Source organism: Pseudomonas sp. MPB03 (assembly GCF_046605385.1).
Taxonomy (GTDB): domain Bacteria; phylum Pseudomonadota; class Gammaproteobacteria; order Pseudomonadales; family Pseudomonadaceae; genus Aquipseudomonas; species Aquipseudomonas zanjanensis.
Genome location: NZ_CP176770.1, coordinates 1,766,677 through 1,783,614 on the forward strand (window position 1 = coordinate 1,766,677; position 16,938 = coordinate 1,783,614).

Annotated in this window: 18 protein-coding genes; 12 read left to right on the forward strand and 6 right to left on the reverse strand. The window is 60.6% G+C overall.

The window, feature by feature from the left end; all coding sequences use genetic code 11:
- Window positions 1-236: 236 nt before the first annotated feature.
- From ACLH0I_RS07780 to ACLH0I_RS07810, 7 genes are all read left to right on the forward strand, one after another.
- A complete protein-coding gene (locus ACLH0I_RS07780; RefSeq protein WP_250965508.1) occupies window positions 237-845 on the forward strand; it encodes a LemA family protein in 609 nt (202 codons plus the stop codon).
- A 40-nt stretch (window positions 846-885) separates the two neighbouring features.
- Window positions 886-1,644, forward strand: coding sequence for a TPM domain-containing protein (locus tag ACLH0I_RS07785; protein WP_411386721.1), 759 nt, complete (start codon window positions 886-888; stop codon window positions 1,642-1,644).
- Window positions 1,645-1,672: 28 nt separating this feature from the next.
- Window positions 1,673-2,290, forward strand: coding sequence for a TPM domain-containing protein (locus ACLH0I_RS07790; protein WP_186704508.1), 618 nt, complete (start codon window positions 1,673-1,675; stop codon window positions 2,288-2,290).
- Between the two features lie 284 nt (window positions 2,291-2,574).
- Window positions 2,575-3,906: an IS110 family transposase gene (locus ACLH0I_RS07795; protein ID WP_411384783.1), complete on the forward strand. Its 1,332-nt coding sequence runs from the start codon at window positions 2,575-2,577 to the stop codon at window positions 3,904-3,906.
- A gap of 353 nt (window positions 3,907-4,259) precedes the next feature.
- Window positions 4,260-5,477 (forward strand): class I SAM-dependent methyltransferase, encoded by a 1,218-nt coding sequence (locus tag ACLH0I_RS07800; RefSeq protein ID WP_411386722.1) that lies wholly within the window; start codon window positions 4,260-4,262, stop codon window positions 5,475-5,477.
- Window positions 5,478-5,691: 214 nt separating this feature from the next.
- Entirely contained in the window at window positions 5,692-6,273 is a 582-nt protein-coding gene (locus ACLH0I_RS07805) for a DJ-1/PfpI family protein (RefSeq protein ID WP_186704510.1), read from the forward strand.
- Window positions 6,274-6,344: 71 nt separating this feature from the next.
- Window positions 6,345-6,689, forward strand: coding sequence for a YegP family protein (locus ACLH0I_RS07810; RefSeq protein WP_250962708.1), 345 nt, complete (start codon window positions 6,345-6,347; stop codon window positions 6,687-6,689).
- Window positions 6,690-6,904: 215 nt separating this feature from the next.
- Here ACLH0I_RS07810 and ACLH0I_RS07815 read toward each other — a convergent pair whose 3' ends face one another.
- Window positions 6,905-7,924 (reverse strand): DUF4917 family protein, encoded by a 1,020-nt coding sequence (locus ACLH0I_RS07815; protein ID WP_411386723.1) that lies wholly within the window; start codon window positions 7,922-7,924, stop codon window positions 6,905-6,907.
- Window positions 7,925-8,066: 142 nt separating this feature from the next.
- Here ACLH0I_RS07815 and yiaY point away from each other — a divergent pair, with 142 nt between their 5' ends.
- On the forward strand, window positions 8,067-9,215 hold the full coding sequence (gene yiaY, locus ACLH0I_RS07820) for an L-threonine dehydrogenase (protein WP_411386724.1): 1,149 nt from the start codon (window positions 8,067-8,069) through the stop codon (window positions 9,213-9,215).
- A gap of 41 nt (window positions 9,216-9,256) precedes the next feature.
- On the opposite strand, the gene ACLH0I_RS07825 is transcribed toward yiaY, so the two are convergent.
- The gene (locus ACLH0I_RS07825) at window positions 9,257-10,420 is read right to left on the reverse strand and encodes an MFS transporter (RefSeq protein WP_411386725.1); all 1,164 of its coding nucleotides are present in this window, start codon (window positions 10,418-10,420) and stop codon (window positions 9,257-9,259) included.
- A 13-nt stretch (window positions 10,421-10,433) separates the two neighbouring features.
- A complete protein-coding gene (locus ACLH0I_RS07830; RefSeq protein WP_250962712.1) occupies window positions 10,434-11,669 on the reverse strand; it encodes an aminotransferase class I/II-fold pyridoxal phosphate-dependent enzyme in 1,236 nt (411 codons plus the stop codon).
- 307 nt (window positions 11,670-11,976) lie between these two features.
- Here ACLH0I_RS07830 and fos point away from each other — a divergent pair, with 307 nt between their 5' ends.
- On the forward strand, window positions 11,977-12,393 hold the full coding sequence (gene fos, locus ACLH0I_RS07835) for a fosfomycin resistance glutathione transferase (RefSeq protein ID WP_250962713.1): 417 nt from the start codon (window positions 11,977-11,979) through the stop codon (window positions 12,391-12,393).
- Between the two features lie 27 nt (window positions 12,394-12,420).
- Here fos and ACLH0I_RS07840 read toward each other — a convergent pair whose 3' ends face one another.
- Both ACLH0I_RS07840 and ACLH0I_RS07845 read right to left on the reverse strand, forming a co-directional pair.
- A complete protein-coding gene (locus tag ACLH0I_RS07840; protein WP_250962714.1) occupies window positions 12,421-12,705 on the reverse strand; it encodes a type II toxin-antitoxin system RelE/ParE family toxin in 285 nt (94 codons plus the stop codon).
- Complete coding sequence (locus ACLH0I_RS07845) at window positions 12,695-12,934, reverse strand: CopG family ribbon-helix-helix protein (protein WP_250962715.1); 240 nt, start codon at window positions 12,932-12,934, stop codon at window positions 12,695-12,697. The genes ACLH0I_RS07840 and ACLH0I_RS07845 overlap by 11 nt, the downstream gene beginning before the upstream one ends.
- A gap of 244 nt (window positions 12,935-13,178) precedes the next feature.
- Here ACLH0I_RS07845 and ACLH0I_RS07850 point away from each other — a divergent pair, with 244 nt between their 5' ends.
- The 3 genes from ACLH0I_RS07850 (at window position 13,179) to ACLH0I_RS07860 (ending at window position 16,364) form a co-directional block, all read left to right on the forward strand.
- Window positions 13,179-14,528 carry a diguanylate cyclase domain-containing protein gene (locus tag ACLH0I_RS07850; RefSeq protein WP_411386726.1) on the forward strand — a complete coding sequence of 450 codons (1,350 nt, stop codon included), beginning with the start codon at window positions 13,179-13,181 and terminating at the stop codon, window positions 14,526-14,528.
- Between the two features lie 344 nt (window positions 14,529-14,872).
- The gene (locus ACLH0I_RS07855) at window positions 14,873-15,376 is read left to right on the forward strand and encodes a DUF4142 domain-containing protein (RefSeq protein ID WP_411386727.1); all 504 of its coding nucleotides are present in this window, start codon (window positions 14,873-14,875) and stop codon (window positions 15,374-15,376) included.
- A gap of 79 nt (window positions 15,377-15,455) precedes the next feature.
- A complete protein-coding gene (locus tag ACLH0I_RS07860) occupies window positions 15,456-16,364 on the forward strand; it encodes an SDR family oxidoreductase (RefSeq protein WP_207965300.1) in 909 nt (302 codons plus the stop codon).
- 45 nt (window positions 16,365-16,409) lie between these two features.
- Here ACLH0I_RS07860 and ACLH0I_RS07865 read toward each other — a convergent pair whose 3' ends face one another.
- On the reverse strand, window positions 16,410-16,814 hold the full coding sequence (locus ACLH0I_RS07865; RefSeq protein ID WP_250962718.1) for a low affinity iron permease family protein: 405 nt from the start codon (window positions 16,812-16,814) through the stop codon (window positions 16,410-16,412).
- Between the last annotated feature and the right edge of the window lie 124 nt (window positions 16,815-16,938).

Genomic DNA, 16,938 nt, shown 5'->3' on the forward strand with positions numbered 1-16,938 from the left:
CAAGCCTAAAGGGCGGTGATCAGGACACGCCGGTCAGCCGAAATGTGAGGAGCGGCTATTGTTGTTCAATTAAATGCAGCAGACTTTCGAACCCATTGGGCTGAACTTAGTTTCGCACTGCGCATCTTTTAGCCCATCGGCCCGTTTCAATCCAGCGCGACGGCAGATTATGCCCCAGACGTCGGCGGGATAGGTGGCCGGGTTTTCCTATGTCATGCAAGGGAGCGCCATATCCGATGAATCCTCGACTGAATCACCTTCGCAGCCTGCCGATGCTGGCGCTGATGCTGCTCACCACGTTGTTGGCCGGTTGCGGCATCAACAACATCCCGACCCTGGACGAACAGGCCAAGGCTGCCTGGGGCCAGGTGCAGAACCAGTACCAGCGCCGCGCCGACCTGATTCCCAACCTGGTGGAAACCGTCAAGGGCTACGCCCGGCACGAGCAGGACACCCTGACCGCAGTGATCGAGGCGCGGGCCAAGGCCACGTCGATCCAGGTGGACGCCAGCACCTTGGACAACCCGGAAAAACTCAAGCAGTTCCAGCAGGCCCAGGACCAACTGAGCGGCGCATTGAGCCGGCTGATGGTGGTGGTCGAGCGTTATCCGGACCTCAAGGCCAACCAGAATTTCCTGGCGTTGCAATCGCAGCTCGAAGGCACCGAGAACCGCATCGCCGTGGCCCGCCGCGACTTCATCCTGGCGGTGCAGAAGTACAACACCGAGATCCGCACGTTCCCGGGGCGCCTGTGGCACAGCGTGATGTACAGCGACCTGCCGATCCGCGAAACCTTCGAGGCCACCAGCCCCAATGCTGAAAAAGCCCCTGAAGTGAAGTTCTGAAGCAGTGTGGGAGCAAGCTCGCTCCCACACAGGAGTTCCAATGCGAGTGTTGAAATTCGGCCTGGTGCTGTTGCTCTGGGTCTTTACATTCACGGCCCAGGCCGAATTGAAGTTTCCGGAACTGACCGGGCGAGTGGTGGATGCCGCCCAGATGCTCGACCCTTCGGTGCGCGCGCAACTGGACATGCAGCTCAAGGCCCATGAACAGGCGACCGGCGAACAGGTGGTCGTCGTGACCCTGGCGGACTTGCAGGGCAGCAGCATCGAGGACTTCGGCTATCGACTGGGGCGCCATTGGGGCATCGGGCAGAAGGATAAAAACAACGGCGCGCTGCTGATCGTCGCCCGGGATGACCGTAAACTGCGCATCGAAGTGGGTTATGGCCTGGAGGATCGCCTGACCGACGCCCAGAGTTCGGTGATCATCCATCAGGTGATCACGCCGGCCTTCAAGACGGGCAACTTCAACAAAGGCATCAGCGACGGCGTCGCGGCGATGCTGGTGGTGCTGGGCGGCAACCCGCTGGACGAGCCGGCGACTGCTTACAATACGGATGGGCAGCAGGGCGATTTTGTCGAGCGTCACCCGGGGCTGTTCATCTTCCTGGTGATACTGTTTATTTTGACGATATTGGTCTGCCAGATGCTCGGTATCCTGCCGACCGGGCGCGGTGGCTCCAGCGGCTCGGGCGGCTACGGTGGCGGAGGCTTCGGCGGTGGAGGCGGTGGGGGCGGTGGGGGCGGCTTCAGCGGCGGCGGTGGCAGTTTTGGGGGCGGCGGTTCGTCGGGCGGCTGGTGATAATAATAATGAGCAGGCACTTTTAACCATGGCATTACTGACTGAACACGAACAACGCAAGGTCGCCGAGGCCATCGCCCGGGTCGAGCGGCATACCGACGCCGAACTGGTCACGGTGCTGGCCGCTCGCGCCGACGACTACGCCTATATCCCGCTGCTGTGGGCCAGCCTGCTGGCCCTGGTGGTGCCCGGCGTGGTCCATTACCTCAGCGGGTGGCTGGCCGTGCACAGCCTGCTGCTGGTGCAGTGGGTCAGTTTCATCGTGTTGTGCCTGGTGTTCCGCATCCCCAAGATCACCACGCACCTGATTCCCCGTTCCGTGCGCCACTGGCGGGCCTCCAACCTGGCGCGCCGGCAATTCCTCGAACAGAACCTGCACCACACCGTGGGCAGCACGGGCGTGCTGATCTTCGTCTGCGAGGCCGAGCGGTATGTGGAAATCCTCGTCGATGAAGGCATCTCCAAGCACCTGGACAACACCTGCTGGGACGCCATTGTCGCAGCGTTCACCCAGCAGGTTCGCCAGGGGCAGACCTTGCAAGGTTTCGTGACGTGCATCGAGGCCTGCGGAGAATTGCTCAAGGAACACGTGCCGCTGACCCAGGAGCGCAATGAACTGCCGAATCGGTTGGTGGTTTTAAGCTGATTGTCGATCACCATGGCCAGAGCCGCTTTTGTGGCGAGGGAGTCCCCGCCGCGTCGCCGACGCTGCGCTGTCGCGCAGCAAACAAGTGCTCGGCTTAAGATTGGGTGCGCGCGGGGAAAGAGGCCGTAGCTATCACTGGTGTGTCCGCACCCGCGAGGGAGAGTGGCCGGCACGGTATCGGCGTGGAGTCGTTGTAGGCACAGCAAGCTGTGACCACGTATGAGAGAGTGAATCCGTTCGCCACCGTGTTCCCCGCGCGCCATTCAATCCTGCGAGGAATTGTCATGGCGCGCAAGAAGCAGCAGAAACGATTTGAAGTGATTCACCCTCATTGTGCCGGTATCGATATCGGCAGCCGCGAGCACTGGGTTGGCGTCAATCCCGATCAAAGCGACAAGCCTGTTCGCTGTTTTCCGGCCTTCACTGAGGATTTGGTGAGGCTGGCCGAATGGCTGGAATCGCTGAAAATCAAGGTCGTGGCGATGGAGGCCACTGGCGTTTACTGGATACCCCTGTTCGAGCTTCTCGATTCAAGGGGCTTTGAGGTGTACCTGGTCAACTCCCGTGCAACTCGTCAGATAAGCGGGCGTAAATCCGATGTTCTGGATTGCCAGTGGATCTGGCAACTCATGACCCATGGCTTACTCAGAGGTGCTTTCCGACCCGCTGATGATATTTGCTCGATGCGATCATTGGTTCGCCAGCGGGCCATGAAGGTTCGTGATCAAGCCAAGACCATCAACCGCATGCAAAAAGCCCTGACGCAGATGAATATTCAGTTAGCCAATGTCATCAGCAATATTGCTGGCGTGACAGGGATGAAAATCATCAAGGCCATCATCGATGGCGAGCGTGACCCTCAAGTCTTGGCCAACTTCCGAGACGGCCGTATCAAGGCCGATCACCAAACCATTGCCCGCAGCCTGCACGGTAACTGGCGAGTCGAGCATCTGCATGCTTTGGCTCAGGAGGTGGCTGCTCATGATTTCCTTGAGAAGCAGATTGCCGAATGTGATCAGGCCATCACTCAGGCACTTGATCGACTCCCAGTGCTGAACCATGAGCCCCCGCAACCCACCAAGCCACTGCGTAGCCCGCATCGCTCGGCAGATGAACAGGCCAGCTTGCACCAGGCACTTGTGAGAATCATGGGCGTGGACCTGACCGCGATTCCCACCATCGGAATCGAATCTGCCTTGGTTCTGGCGAGCGAAGTCGGACCTGATTTGTCGCGTTTTCCGACTGAGCAACATTTCAGTTCTTGGTTGGGGGTAGCGCCCTCAACCCGAATATCGGGGGGAAAACCCTTGCCCGGTCATGTCCCCAAGGTATTTAACCGGGCGGCACAAGCGTTGAAGCAGGCGGCCTCTAGCGCCCGCACCGATAAAAGTTTTATCGGTGCCAGTCACCGCGCCCGATTGGCTCGCATGGATACGGCCTGCGCCATTAAGGCTACGGCTCACCAGCTGGCCCGCCTGATCTACGCCATGCTGACCAAGGGACAGCCTTACGTGGCGCAGGATATGGACGAGTACGAGGCCAAAAGTCGTGATCGTCAGCTTAGAGCCTTACAGCGTAAGGCTACAAAGCTGGGTGTTCGATTGGTCGCGGCTTAAAAAGCTTTGGAGAACAAGGGGATGGATTTTGTTTGATGAGAGCTTGCTCCCGCTCGGCTGCGAAGCAGTCGTAGATTTGCGAGCTCGTTGCCCGACCTTGGAACCGATGGGGACCGCTTCGCGGTCCAGCGGGAGCAAGCTCCCTCGCCACAAAAGCTCCAGTGAGCCACAAATGCCCCAGTGAGCCACAAATGCCCCAGTGAGCCACAAAAAGTTCAGTGAGCCGCAAAAGCCGGGCCTTCATAAAAAGGGCCTGGATTTTCGACCACTGGGGAAATTCCCCGTGCCCTCGCTGCCCATCCCCCCTAAAATACCCGCCATTCCCGATCTGCCCGCCCCGAGGCCGCTTGTTCATGTCCGCCACCGCAACTCCAGCCCGTCCCGCGCCGGATCACCACGCCCAATTCATCGAGCTGCTGCGCACCAGCCTTGAACAAAACGCTTTCATCAAACTGGTACTGGCCAAGTACGTGGGGGACGAAGCGGACCTCCAGCGGCTGATCATCAAGCAGCTGACGGTCAAGGACCAGCCATGCCTGTCCTTCGTCTACCGCTACAAGACCCGCGACATCACCAAGAATTTCCCACTGGCCGAAGGCGTGGACACCATCGCCGCGCTGTTGCCGGCGTCGTTCAAGAACGCGCATTTGCTGGCGGTCACCGACGAGGCGCAGCTGGAGTACAGCAAGAAGGGCAAGAGCTCGCTATTCAAGAGCAAGCCCCAGCAACTGCGGGAAGTGCCGTCTGCCGAGCACAACCGTGAGAAAAATCGCTTCCTCGACCTGAGCCGGCCATTTTTGGCTGACCTGGGCGTGACCAACCACAAGCACGAGCTGATTCCGGCGATGTCGCGCAAGTGGAAGCAAATCAACAAGTTCATCGAGGTCTTCAGCCATGCGCTGACGTCTTCGCCCCTGGCCTTGGACAAACCGGTGCGGGTCTCGGATTTCGGTTCGGGCAAGGGCTACCTGACCTTCGCCATCCATGACTACCTGCGCAACACCTTGCAGGCCGAGGGCGTGGTGACAGGGGTCGAGCTGCGCGAAGACATGGTCAAGCTCTGCAACGAAGCCGCCGCGCGCCTGGAGCACCCGGGCCTGAGCTTCCAGCACGGTGACGTGCGCAGCGTGGCGCCGAGCGCGGTGGATGTGATGATCGCCTTGCACGCCTGCGACATCGCCACCGACTACGCGATCCACATGGGCATTCGCTCGGGCGCCTCGATCATCATGTGCTCGCCGTGCTGCCACAAGCAGATCCGCCTGCAGATCCAGAGCCCGGCGCTGCTCAAGCCGATGCTGCAATACGGCCTGCACCTGGGCCAGCAAGCGGAAATGGTCACTGACAGCTTGCGGGCGCTGTTCCTCGAAGCGTGTGGCTACGAGACCAAGGTGTTCGAGTTCATCTCCCTGGACCACACCAACAAGAACAAGATGATCCTGGCCGTCAAACGCGCCGAACCGGCGGACCCCACCGAGCTGCTGGCAAAAATCGAAGAACTCAAGGCCTTCTACCACATCACCGAGCACTGCCTCGAAACGCTGCTGCGGGCGGATGGTTACCTCGCCTGACAACACTGACCTCCTGTGGGAGCGAGCTTGCTCGCGATGAAACGATAACTCGGTGTGCCTGAAACACCGTATCGCTTGAATCGCGAGCAAGCTCGCTCCCACAAAGGGCAGAGGTGCAGTCCGTCAGGTTATCAGCGCTTATCCCTCACCTACCGACGTACCGGACTACCTTTAATGCGTCCACCCCTCACGCATTCCCAAAGGAGTCCTTCCCATGGCCGCCAAGAAAATCCTGATGCTGGTCGGCGATTACGTCGAAGATTATGAAGTCATGGTGCCGTTCCAGGCCCTGCAGATGATCGGCCACACCGTGCACGCCGTGTGCCCGGACAAAACCGCAGGCCAAACGGTGCGCACGGCGATCCACGATTTCGAAGGCGACCAGACCTACAGCGAAAAACCGGGGCACTTGTTCGCCCTCAACCATGACTTCGCCAACGTCCAGGCGGCCGACTACGACGCGCTGCTGGTGCCGGGTGGCCGGGCGCCGGAATACCTGCGCCTGAACGAAGCCGTCCTGCAACTGGTGCGTGATTTCGATCTGGCGGGCAAGCCGATTGCCGCGGTGTGCCACGGTGCTCAATTGCTGGCGGCGGCGGGCATCCTCGAAGGGCGCGAATGCAGCGCCTACCCAGCGTGCGCTCCGGAAGTCCGGCTGGCGGGCGGGACCTATATGGACATTCCCGTGACCCAAGGCCATGTCCAGGGCAACCTGGCGACCGCACCGGCCTGGCCTGCGCACCCGAACTGGCTGGCGGGATTCCTGACCCTGCTGGGCACGGCCATCACTTTGTAGTAACGGACTGGCGGGACAAGCGCAGCGGGTCTTTACTCTCGGGGCATGTCCTCATTGCCTGGAGAACAATCATGTCCGGATGGTACGAAGTCAGCAAAAGCAGCAGCGGCCAGTTTCGTTTTGTGCTCAAGGCGGCCAACGCCGAGACAATCCTGACCAGCGAGTTGTACACCACCCGCAGTGGCGCCGACGGCGGCATCGCTTCGGTGCAGAAAAACAGCCCGTTGGCCGAACGCTATGAACTCAAGACCACCAAGGACGGCCATCCGTACTTCAACCTCAAGGCCGGCAACCACGAAGTGATTGGCAGCAGTGAGGCGTATTCATCAGATGCAGCCCGGGACAAAGGCATCGCTAGCGTCAAGGCCAATGGACTGACGACGGTCATCAAGGACAAGACGGTGGCTGCGCTCTGAATTCATCTCTATGGGAGCTTGTTCCCGCTCGGCTGTAAATGCTGTAGGAGCTGTCGAGTGCAACGAGGCTGCGATCTTGTCCCAGACAATTGAGTCTCAAGGCGAAAGATCAAAAGATCGCAGGCTTCGCCAGCTCCTACAGAGCCGAGCGGGAGCAAGCTCCCTCGCCACACACGCTGACCTGAAGGGTTGAGCTTAAGGTCAGCCTTGCGAGGCTAAACCTCCACCGGCACCGACAATTTCGGATCGCCCAACGGATGGCTCTTGGCATCGAAGAAGTGCAATTGTACGTCCAGCCCCTCGAACACCTTGGCGTAATGCCGCTTCTGATGCTGGATGAACGCCTGGCTTCGCGGATAGATCGAAACCGCCACGGTTTTCGGGGCGGCCAGGCGCAGGGCATGGACAATGTGCCGATCCTGCTCGCCGAGGGCATGGCCGAACAGGCACAGATTATCGCCATGCTGCAGCAACTGGTCGTAGCAGAACGACAGGTAATCGCTGCTGCGGATGGTCTTGAGCTTGTCGGTGCTGGGACCTTCATTGACGAACAGCGGCACGTCGTCGAGGGTCTTGATCGTGTTGTTGATGGCGAAACTGCCCAGCAAGGTGCCTTCGGTGGACGTGAGCTTGCGCGCCGTGCCGTCCTGGTTGCGCACCAGATGCAGGCCGCCGTGGAGGTACAGCAGGCGTGGTTTGTCCGCGCTCGCCTGGCTCAGGTCGAAATTGTGGTCATCGCCAAAGAACAGATCGCTGAGGGTCTCGGCCCCATGCTGGATCGCCCAGTAATTGAGCAAGTCGTAATTGGTGGTGAACACCGTGCGGTAGCGGCTCAGTTCCTGATTGATTGTCGCAAGGGTCGATGGCTGCACCAGCCGCCACGGGATATGCACCGCGTGCACGGTGTTGATCAGCGCTTCCTTGATTGCGTAGTAGCGGTTACGCGGGGCGGCGGAGCTGACGGCCAGGGCCTTGTTGACCCGACTGGTGGTTTTCAGCGCCCCGAGCACCTGTTCGAAGCTGCGCGTCTGCATCGCGTCGAACACGCTCAGTTCCGACGGGCTCAAGGGTTTTTCCTCGACGGTACGGGCATTTTCGAACAGCGAGTCATAGCCGAAATCGTCCCACACCGCACGGCTGGCGCCATTGCCCAGCAGCAGGCCGCTGAAGGCAGTGTCGGCGCACAAGGCCTCCCAGTCTTCGAGCCGGGTGTCGTATTCCTGGAAATCGGTCATCGCAAGGATCATCTCAAAACGTGGCAAAGGCAGGCCGCGACTTTATCACGACCCAGTCTTGAGCCAGATCAAGATACGTTGTGACTACTCGGTCAATCCTGTACGCCCCTGCCGATTCGGCCTCTTCCAGGAGCGTGACCCCATGAGCAGCACTTTTTTCATTCCCGCCGTGAACATCATGGGTCTGGGTTGCCTCGACGAGGCCATGACCGCTATCCGCAACTACGGCTTTCGCAAGGCGCTGATCGTCACCGACGCAGGGCTGGCCAAGGCCGGCGTCGCCACCAAGGTGGCCGAGTTGTTGGCGCTGCAGGACGTCGACTCGGTGATTTTCGACGGTGCCAAGCCCAACCCGAGCATTGCCAATGTCGAGCTCGGGCTGGGCTTGCTCAAGGAAAGCCAGTGCGATTTCGTCGTGTCCCTGGGCGGCGGTTCACCCCACGATTGCGCCAAGGGCATCGCCCTGTGCGCCACCAACGGCGGACAGATCCGTGACTATGAAGGGGTGGACCGTTCGAGCAAGCCGCAACTGCCGCTGATCGCCATCAACACCACGGCGGGCACCGCCAGCGAGATGACCCGTTTCTGCATCATCACCGACGAGACCCGCCACGTGAAAATGGCGATTGTCGATCGCAACGTGACCCCGCTGATGTCGGTGAATGACCCAGCGTTGATGGTGGCGATGCCCAAGGGCCTGACGGCCGCCACTGGCATGGATGCGCTGACCCATGCGATCGAGGCTTATGTCTCCACCGCCGCCACGCCGATTACCGATGCCTGCGCCCTGAAGGCCATTACCCTGATCAGCAACAACCTGCGCCTGGCCGTGCGCGACGGCACCGATCTGGCGGCGCGGGAAAACATGGCCTATGCGCAATTTCTCGCGGGGATGGCGTTCAACAATGCGTCGTTGGGTTTCGTGCACGCGATGGCGCATCAACTGGGTGGTTTTTACGACTTGCCTCACGGCGTGTGCAATGCCGTGCTGTTGCCCCATGTACAGAGTTTCAACGCCTCGGTGTGCGCCGCTCGCCTGACCGACGTGGCCCATGCCATGGGCGCCGATACACGGGGTTTCAGCCCGGAAGAGGGAGCCCGGAACGCTATTGCGGCGATCCGCAGCCTGGCCCAGGACGTGGACATTCCGGCCGGTTTGCGTGATTTGGGCGTGCGCCTCAACGACGTTCCGGTGCTGGCCGCCAACGCCTTGAAAGACGCGTGTGGCCTGACCAACCCACGGGCGGCGGACCAGCGGCAGGTCGAAGAGATTTTCCGCAGCGCGTTCTAGGCTTTGTATGAAAAGTCGCGCAGGCACTTTTCGTAAAAAGCCTAAGCGACCCGGGGCGGCACGAACCTCACACAGAGCATCGCCGTCGCCCCCAGCAGTGCGCACAACGCCGCCAGCGGCCAGGCTTGCTGGCTCAACAGCAGGCTGGCCATGGCGCCGATCACCGACGCCATCAGTTGATGCAGGAACCCGCTCAATGCCATGGCATAAGCGCCGGCCACCGGTGAGCCTTCATTGGCCAGGGACAGGCTGATGGGGTAGATCAACGACTGGCCGAACACCGCGAAGCAGTAAGGCAGCCAGAAGAGCAACGCGATACCGCTCAGGGTGAGGCTGCCTGCCAGCATGGTCATGCTGCCGCCGAGCACCAGCGCGATGCCCCAGCCCATCATTCGCCGTTGACCGGTGCGCAGCACAAAGGCATTCACCGCCAGTGCCCCGAGCAGGTACGCGGCACTGATCGGCCAGCCCAGCAAGCCGTATTCAATGGCCGACCAGTGGAAGCTCTCCTGCAGGATCAGCGGCGCGGCGGTATTGAAGGCGACGATCACGCCGTAACCCAGCCCACCGGCCAAGGCCGGCAGCAGGAACGCCCGCTGCCGGAATATCTGCCCGTAGATACCCCACGCAGATTGCCCGTTGCTGGCCTGTATCAGCACCGGGAAACGGGCCCTGGACACCGCCGCTGCCATGGCCAGGCTGACGGCGCCCAATCCCTGGAAAATCGCCTCCCAGCCGAAAGCCGCCTGGATCAGCGAGCCCAGGTACTGGCCAATACCGAGGGCAATCACAAAGGCGATCGATATCCAGGACAGGGCCTTGGCCAGCAGGTCACCGCTGAAGCTGTCACGAATCAGGACCCGCGCCATCACCGAGATACCGCTGGCGCCGATGCCCTGGATCAACCGAAGCGTCAGGAACGCCTCGATTGTCGTGCCCAGCGGCAAGGCCAGGTTGCCCAGGCCGTACAACCCCAAAGCCACCAGCAAGACCGGCTTGCGCCCCAGGCGCTGGCTCAGGCTGCCCCACAGCAACATGGGCAGCGCCATGCCGATCAAGTACACCGACAGGCCCCATGACACCCGGGACGCGTCGGCACCGATATCCCGGGCGATATCCGGCAGGGCGGGCAAATAGATGCTCATGCCCAGTTGTGCCAGGAAGACGGTGGTGCAAGTGACGATCAGGGTTGTACGGTTCTTCATCAAGCGTCCTGTCTCAGGGGCGGAGGTCACGCCCGTGGGTCAGCAGCAGTTCGGTGATCTTTTCGCAAAACGAGCGAATCACGTCAGGCTCCATGTCGGCGCGCAGGGTAATGCGAATGGCGGCCTTGCCTTGCGGCACCACGGGAAAAAACACCGCCGAGGTGAAATACCCCAGTTCGGCCAATTCGATCGCCAGGCTGTTGGCCAGGGATGCTTCACCGCAAGGCACCATACGGATCGCCATGGGAGTGCCGCGCTGTCCGGTCCGCACGAGGCTGTCGAAGAGGCGGATATTAGCCTGCAAACGCGCCTGCAAGGCGCTGAATTCCAGACTGCGGTGCAGGCGGATCGAAGCCATGCCGGCACCGATGGCCGCTGCGTTCAGGCTCTGGGACCAATTGCTCGGTCCACCGTAACGCTGCACCAGCGCCTTGTGCCGTTCACTGCCAAACATGACCAGCCCGCCACTGGCGCCGAATGACTTGGCCAGCGAGGCGACGACCAGGGTGCGCTCGTCCACCGCCGGGATGCGCGAACGGACAAGGCCGGCGCCGGATTCCCCGACCGCAGACAGGGCGTGGGAATCGTCCAGGTAAAGAAACAGGCCATAGCGCTGCTTGAGGTACATCAGGCTGTCCAGGTCCGCCATCCCGCCCATGCTGTAGGCGCCGTCGGCTACATACGCCACCTCGCGCTGGCGTTTGCACACGTCCTCGATGAAATCCATGTCGTTGTGCGGGCAGGTGATGACCTGGGTTTCGTCGGCGCAGGCGGCCTTGCTGTGGTTCATCGAATAATGGGCCTGTTTGTCGAACACCATGACGGGCGCCCGATTTTGCGTGAATGCGCCGCTGGCCAGCAGCGGCAGGATCCCGGCGCTCGCCGCACTGCAAGACAGGGCGCTGAGGCAACTGGCGCCAAACAGCTCCGATAACTGGGTTTCGTACTGGTCCAGGATCGCCAGCTTGCAGCGATTCCTTGAATTGGCGACCCGTAGGGTCCCGGCTTCCCACAGGGCGGTCATGGCGCCGTCCAGCAGCGCGGGGTGATAGTCCAGGCCCAGGTAGGACGTGGTGCAGAAGTGATGAAAGGTCCGACCGTATTGGTCGACCAGGACGTTGGGTGTCCTGACCTCGACATTCAGGCCTGAGACTTTCCCGGCTTCGGTGCTCTGCCAATCCCGGTCTGCGAGGGAAATGAGCTTGCGGTAGTTGGTGAAGTAATGAGGTGATTGAGCCGTCTGGTTCATGGTGCGAGTACATTCCTTGGTGGAGGGTGCTGTCCGTGGGGTGTTTCGATTGCGGCGTGTTTCCAGACTTTACAGATTGTTGTGCAGGGCTTTGAATCGGCTGTTTCCGGCGTGCTTGCGTGTCACTGGAGATTTCTGCGTAGGACTTTGCCTAGTGGCCTGTACGGTTAATTTGAGTGCACGAATTAGCCACACAGGCCACTAGGACCTTGGACGGGGAATCCATCGGTGATGTCGGAGCCTGGGAGCATCCTCGGTTTGCCCCAAGCCCGCTGGGTTATCACTCTTTTCGGAAGGTAGCTTGCTGATGCTCTCAGGTCTCAATCATCTGACCCTTGCGGTCACCGATCTGGATCGCAGTGTGGCTTTTTATGGCGAGCTCTTGCAGCTGCGTCTTGAGGCCAAATGGAACAGCGGGGCGTATTTGTCGCTGCCGGGGTTGTGGTTGTGCCTGTCTCTCGACCCGTTACGCGGGCCCGAGCCGGCGGCGGACTACACCCATTACGCGTTCAGCATCGGCGCCGACCATCTCCCGCTGCTGGTGGCGCGGCTGAACGCGGCCCAGGTGTCGTCGTGGCGAGACAACCGCAGCGAGGGGGATTCGTTCTACTTTCTCGACCCCGACGGGCACAAGCTGGAGGTCCATGTGGGCGACCTCGCGTCGCGGTTGAAGGCTTGTCGGCAGGCACCGTATGCCGGCATGGTGTTTTTTACGGAGTCGTGATGGGGCGTGGCGAGTCGAGTGAGTGGCCTACCAGGCGTTGGGCGGCAGCCGTCGCGTATGGAACAGTCGCAGGATTTGCACGCGCCCGTGGCGAACGCGATAGGGAATCAGGTACGGACGGTCGGGGACAACCCATTCACGGGTTCCCGCCAGGCGGCCTTCACGACCGGACGCTGGGAATTGGGCGAGTTGCTCGACGCTCGTGAGGATTGCCTTGATGAAGTGCGCCGCTGCTTTTGGATTGTCCAACGCAATATAAGCGGCTTCGTCGTCCAGATTCTTGAGGGCAGTACGCAGCCACTCAACCTGCATTGTTCATCCATTTTTCGGCAATCGCGTCGACATCCTCGGGGCTGGCGAAATCACCCGCATCTGCCTCATGCAAGGCTTCTTGGATTTCCTTGATCTGCCAGGCTTCACGGGCCAGGTATTCGCGTAGCGCATCGACTGCCAGGAATGACTTGCTGCGCCCGGTAGCCTTGGCCAATACCGCTAGGGTTTCGGCGACTTCATCGGGCAATCGCAATGACATGATGGACATGATGGTCTCGATGTAGTGGTTTGTAATACAACATACTACACGTCCTTAGAGAGTCGCCAGCCCCGTTGGTCTTCATCGTCTGTGTGAATGTTCGTCTCGATATCGACGCTCATCCCCTACGGTTGATTGCCTGCGCTATCCTCATCGGTATTGGCCGCGTCGGTCTCGCTGGTTGTGTCGGCGTCACGAACTGACCATCCCCCGCTTCGCTCACCGCTGCATTACCCGGATGACCTCCAGCCCCATGGACACTTCAAGTTCCGCGCCGCTGGCCAGCTACATCGACCTTCTGCTGGACGCCGTGTGTGCCGTCGACGGTCAAGGGCGTTTCGTGTTTGTCAGTGCCGCCTGCGAGCGTATTTTCGGCTACACCCCGCAGGAGCTGATCGGCCAGCCGATGATCGATCTGGTGCACCCTGCCGACCGCCAGCGGACCCTCGAGGCGGCGCGGGAAATCATGGGGGGCGAGCCCAAGCTCAATTTCGAGAACCGCTACCTGCGCAAGGACGGGCGGGTGGTGCACATCCTGTGGTCGGCGCGCTGGTCGCCGGTGGACCAACTGCGCATTGCCGTGGCCCGGGACATCACTGAACGCAAGCAGGCCGAGTCCCGGCAAGCGGCGTTGTATGCGATTTCCGAAGCGGCCCATGCCGCGGCTGACTTGCTGGCGCTGTTCAAGCGCATCCACCTGATTATTGGCGAGTGGCTGCCGGCGCTGAATTTCTCGGTGGCGCTGTATGACGAACAATGCTCACAGTTGAATTTCCCCTATCACGTCGATGACCGGGAAGGGCAGCCCGAATTGCCGGGCACGGTCACCGGGCGTTTGTGCGCCGAGGTGATTCGCAGTGGCCAGCCGATCCTCCTGACGCCCGGTGGCAGCTCGTTGCCTGCGGGGTTCGACGACCTGATGGCGCAACCGGACGCGCCATGCTGGCTGGGCGTGCCGCTGAACGCCCAGAGCGGCACGATTGGCGCGCTGATCGTCAAGAGTGCGCCGGACAACGAACGCTACACCGAACAGGACAAGGAGCTGTTGCAATACGTTTGCGCACAAATCACCGTCGCCATCGAGCGCAAGCAGTTGCACGCCCGGTTGCAGCACATGGCTCAGTACGATCAGTTGACCCAGGTGCCCAACCGCGAATTGCTCCGTGAGCGGTTCAAGTGCGCAGTGGCGGCCGCTCGTGCTGCGTCTGGGCGCATGGCCTTGCTGTATATCGACCTGGATCGTTTCAAGCAGGTCAACGACACCTATGGCCACGGCGTGGGCGACATGCTGCTGCAAGCGGTGGCCAGTCGCCTGAAGGGCTGTATCCGCGACACCGACACCGTGGCGCGTATTGGTGGAGATGAATTCGTGGTCCTGCTGCACAGCATCCAGACCTTGGAGGATGCCCATCGCGTGCAGGACAAAATCCATCATGCACTGGCCCAGCCGCTGCGTCTGGACGGGCATTGCTTGAGCATCGAACCGAGCATCGGCGTGGCCTGCTTTCCCGACCATGGCACTGAAGACATCGCACTGTTCCGCCACGCCGACGAGGCGATGTACGCCGCCAAACGCCACAATCACCGGGCGTTCGGCATCTGAAAACGCGTCACCGTTCGTCGTGGCGCCCGCAGCTTTCTCAAACCTTCAGCCCGCATCCCATTCGAATATAGGGCAGGGCTCGCGCGCCCGGCATTCACGAATACGGAGGGCTGAACCATGCCTGGTTCAAGCAGTATTTATCCGACAAACAGTGCCCATGATCGAACGAAGGTGTCCGAAGCAGGTCGCAAAAGTGGGAGAACCACCATCACGACCGTCGATAGAAGCCCGTCGAAAGCCGAAATTGGCCGAAAGCCGGGTCGGAAGTGTCGCTGAATATTCTGGGTTGGTTCTGATTCAAGGTGGATAACCCACCAGAACTTTTATCAGAGGAGGGCGCGATCATGAGCCGTATGGCCAGTTTATTTCGCACCACCAGTCTCGTCGTGCTGATGGGCCTGGGTGCCAACAGTGCCTGGGCCCAATCGCCTGTCGAATTCATCAACGATGCGTCTGCCAAAGGCATGGCCGACATCGAGGCCAGTCGCATGGCCCATGGGAAAGCCGAATCCAGGGAGGTCAAGGACTACACCATCATGGTGATCAACGACCGCACCACCGCCAATCAACACCTGGCGAAGATCGCCAAGAAGCTCGACTTGCCTGTCGCCCCCCGGGAAGAAGTGGCTGACAAGGCCAAGACGCTGATCCCGCAGGTACAGGAAGGCGAGTCGTTCGAGGCCGCGTATGCTGCCAGCCAGATCAAGGCGACCGAGGAGGCCATCGCGCAGATCCAGCAGCAAGCCCAGACCACCGAAGTGCCGGAAATCAAGGCTTTCGCCGACGAAACCCTGCCTAAATTGCAGACCCATCTCGAAATGGCCAGGGCGCTGCAGGCCAGCCGTTGACCTGCCGCGTCCGGTTTTACATTCAGGACCGGGACGTCAGCGTCCCGGCAGATTTTGCCCGCCGAAAAGGAGAACCTCGATGTCCACACGCCGAGAACCCAACCAATACGCGATGCAGAACCCGCTGACCCAATATCCTCGCCCGGAATTTCCCGACCAACCGCAATCGCCGCCTGGCATCGATCAGGACATGCTGCCGCAACCCGATCATGGCGAAAAAAGTTACCAAGGTTTCGGCCGCCTGGAGGGGCGCAAGGCGCTGGTCACCGGTGGTGACTCGGGGATTGGTCGCGCCGCGGCGATCGCCTACGCCCGGGAAGGTGCCGATGTGGCGATCAACTATCTACCCAGCGAAGAGCGCGACGCCCGGCAAGTCATTGAGTTGATCGAAGCCGAGGGCCGCAAGGCGATTGCGATTCCTGGCGACCTCAAGGACGAAGCGTTCTGTGTGCAAATGGTCAAGATGGCGCAACAACAGCTCGACGGGCTGGATATCCTCGTAAACGTTGCCGGTAAGCAGGAAGCGCAAAAAGACATTGCCGACATCACCACTGCGCAGTTTGACGACACCATGAAGACCAACATCTATGCGATGTTCTGGATCTGCAAGGCTGCGGTGCCGCTGATGCCGGCGGGAGCGACCATTATCAATACCGCCTCGATCCAATCCTACGACCCGTCCGCGACCTTGCTGGATTATGCCACCACCAAAGCGGCCATCGTAGCGTTTACCAAGGCGCTGGCTGGACAGGTCATTGGCAAGGGCATCCGGGTCAATGCCGTGGCACCGGGGCCGATCTGGACCGTGCTGCAACCGAGCGGCGGTCAACCTCGGGAAAAGATTCCCACCTTTGGCTCCCAGGTACCGATGAAGCGCCCGGGCCAACCGGCCGAGTGCGCGCCGCTCTATGTCCTGCTGGCATCGCAGGAGTCGAGTTACATCACCGGGGAAGTATTTGGCGTGACGGGCGGTAACCCGCTGCCTTGATACCTGACAGATGCGCGAGTGGTTGGCGCCACTCGCGCATAGGCATCAGCACTGGTTCAGGTCGATCTTGTTCTTTTGTTCCACGCCATCAAGGCCCTTGGCTTCGTCCTTGCCCATGTCTTGATAGCGCTTGCGCAGCGCTTCAAGTTGCTTGAGGTCTAGCGACTCGAGGCCGAGCATTGCGTTCTGTGCGTCCTTGGACGCCCGCAGCAATTCATCTACTTTCAAATGCAAGATGTCCGTATCGCGGTTCTGGGTGTTCTGGATCAGGAACACCATCAGGAAGGTGATGATGGTGGTCGAGGTGTTGATGATGAGTTGCCAGGTGTCGTTGAAGCCGAAGAAAGGTCCGCTGGCGGCCCAGATCGACAACAACACGATGGCGCCTAGAAAGGTTTTGGGGCTCCCCGCCCAAAGGGATAGTTTTTGCGCGACTTTTGCGAACGTCATTGCCGTGTTTCCTTATTGGATGCACCTGTCTGGTCTGACAGCAACGAGTCGGCGAAAATTCTACTCACATTTCAGCCGGTCCCCCCTCGTTCATCGTCCGGCACGATGACAGTCGCAACCAGTG

Bases quoted from the DNA above. Each gene is read 5' to 3' on its own strand.
- yiaY (WP_411386724.1), top strand. From the start codon at position 8,067: ATGAGCAGCACTTTTTTCATTCCCGCCGTGAACATCATGGGTCTGGGT.
- ACLH0I_RS07800 (WP_411386722.1), top strand. From the start codon at position 4,260: ATGTCCGCCACCGCAACTCCAGCCCGTCCCGCGCCGGATCACCACGCC.
- ACLH0I_RS07830 (WP_250962712.1), bottom strand. From the start codon at position 11,669: ATGAACCAGACGGCTCAATCACCTCATTACTTCACCAACTACCGCAAG.
- ACLH0I_RS07805 (WP_186704510.1), top strand. From the start codon at position 5,692: ATGGCCGCCAAGAAAATCCTGATGCTGGTCGGCGATTACGTCGAAGAT.
- ACLH0I_RS07865 (WP_250962718.1), bottom strand. From the start codon at position 16,814: ATGACGTTCGCAAAAGTCGCGCAAAAACTATCCCTTTGGGCGGGGAGC.
- ACLH0I_RS07780 (WP_250965508.1), top strand. From the start codon at position 237: ATGAATCCTCGACTGAATCACCTTCGCAGCCTGCCGATGCTGGCGCTG.
- ACLH0I_RS07845 (WP_250962715.1), bottom strand. From the start codon at position 12,934: ATGTCCATCATGTCATTGCGATTGCCCGATGAAGTCGCCGAAACCCTA.
- ACLH0I_RS07840 (WP_250962714.1), bottom strand. From the start codon at position 12,705: ATGCAGGTTGAGTGGCTGCGTACTGCCCTCAAGAATCTGGACGACGAA.
- ACLH0I_RS07855 (WP_411386727.1), top strand. From the start codon at position 14,873: ATGAGCCGTATGGCCAGTTTATTTCGCACCACCAGTCTCGTCGTGCTG.
- ACLH0I_RS07795 (WP_411384783.1), top strand. From the start codon at position 2,575: ATGGCGCGCAAGAAGCAGCAGAAACGATTTGAAGTGATTCACCCTCAT.
- ACLH0I_RS07860 (WP_207965300.1), top strand. From the start codon at position 15,456: ATGTCCACACGCCGAGAACCCAACCAATACGCGATGCAGAACCCGCTG.
- fos (WP_250962713.1), top strand. From the start codon at position 11,977: ATGCTCTCAGGTCTCAATCATCTGACCCTTGCGGTCACCGATCTGGAT.
- ACLH0I_RS07825 (WP_411386725.1), bottom strand. From the start codon at position 10,420: ATGAAGAACCGTACAACCCTGATCGTCACTTGCACCACCGTCTTCCTG.
- ACLH0I_RS07785 (WP_411386721.1), top strand. From the start codon at position 886: ATGCGAGTGTTGAAATTCGGCCTGGTGCTGTTGCTCTGGGTCTTTACA.
- ACLH0I_RS07815 (WP_411386723.1), bottom strand. From the start codon at position 7,924: ATGACCGATTTCCAGGAATACGACACCCGGCTCGAAGACTGGGAGGCC.
- ACLH0I_RS07810 (WP_250962708.1), top strand. From the start codon at position 6,345: ATGTCCGGATGGTACGAAGTCAGCAAAAGCAGCAGCGGCCAGTTTCGT.
- ACLH0I_RS07850 (WP_411386726.1), top strand. From the start codon at position 13,179: ATGGACACTTCAAGTTCCGCGCCGCTGGCCAGCTACATCGACCTTCTG.
- ACLH0I_RS07790 (WP_186704508.1), top strand. From the start codon at position 1,673: ATGGCATTACTGACTGAACACGAACAACGCAAGGTCGCCGAGGCCATC.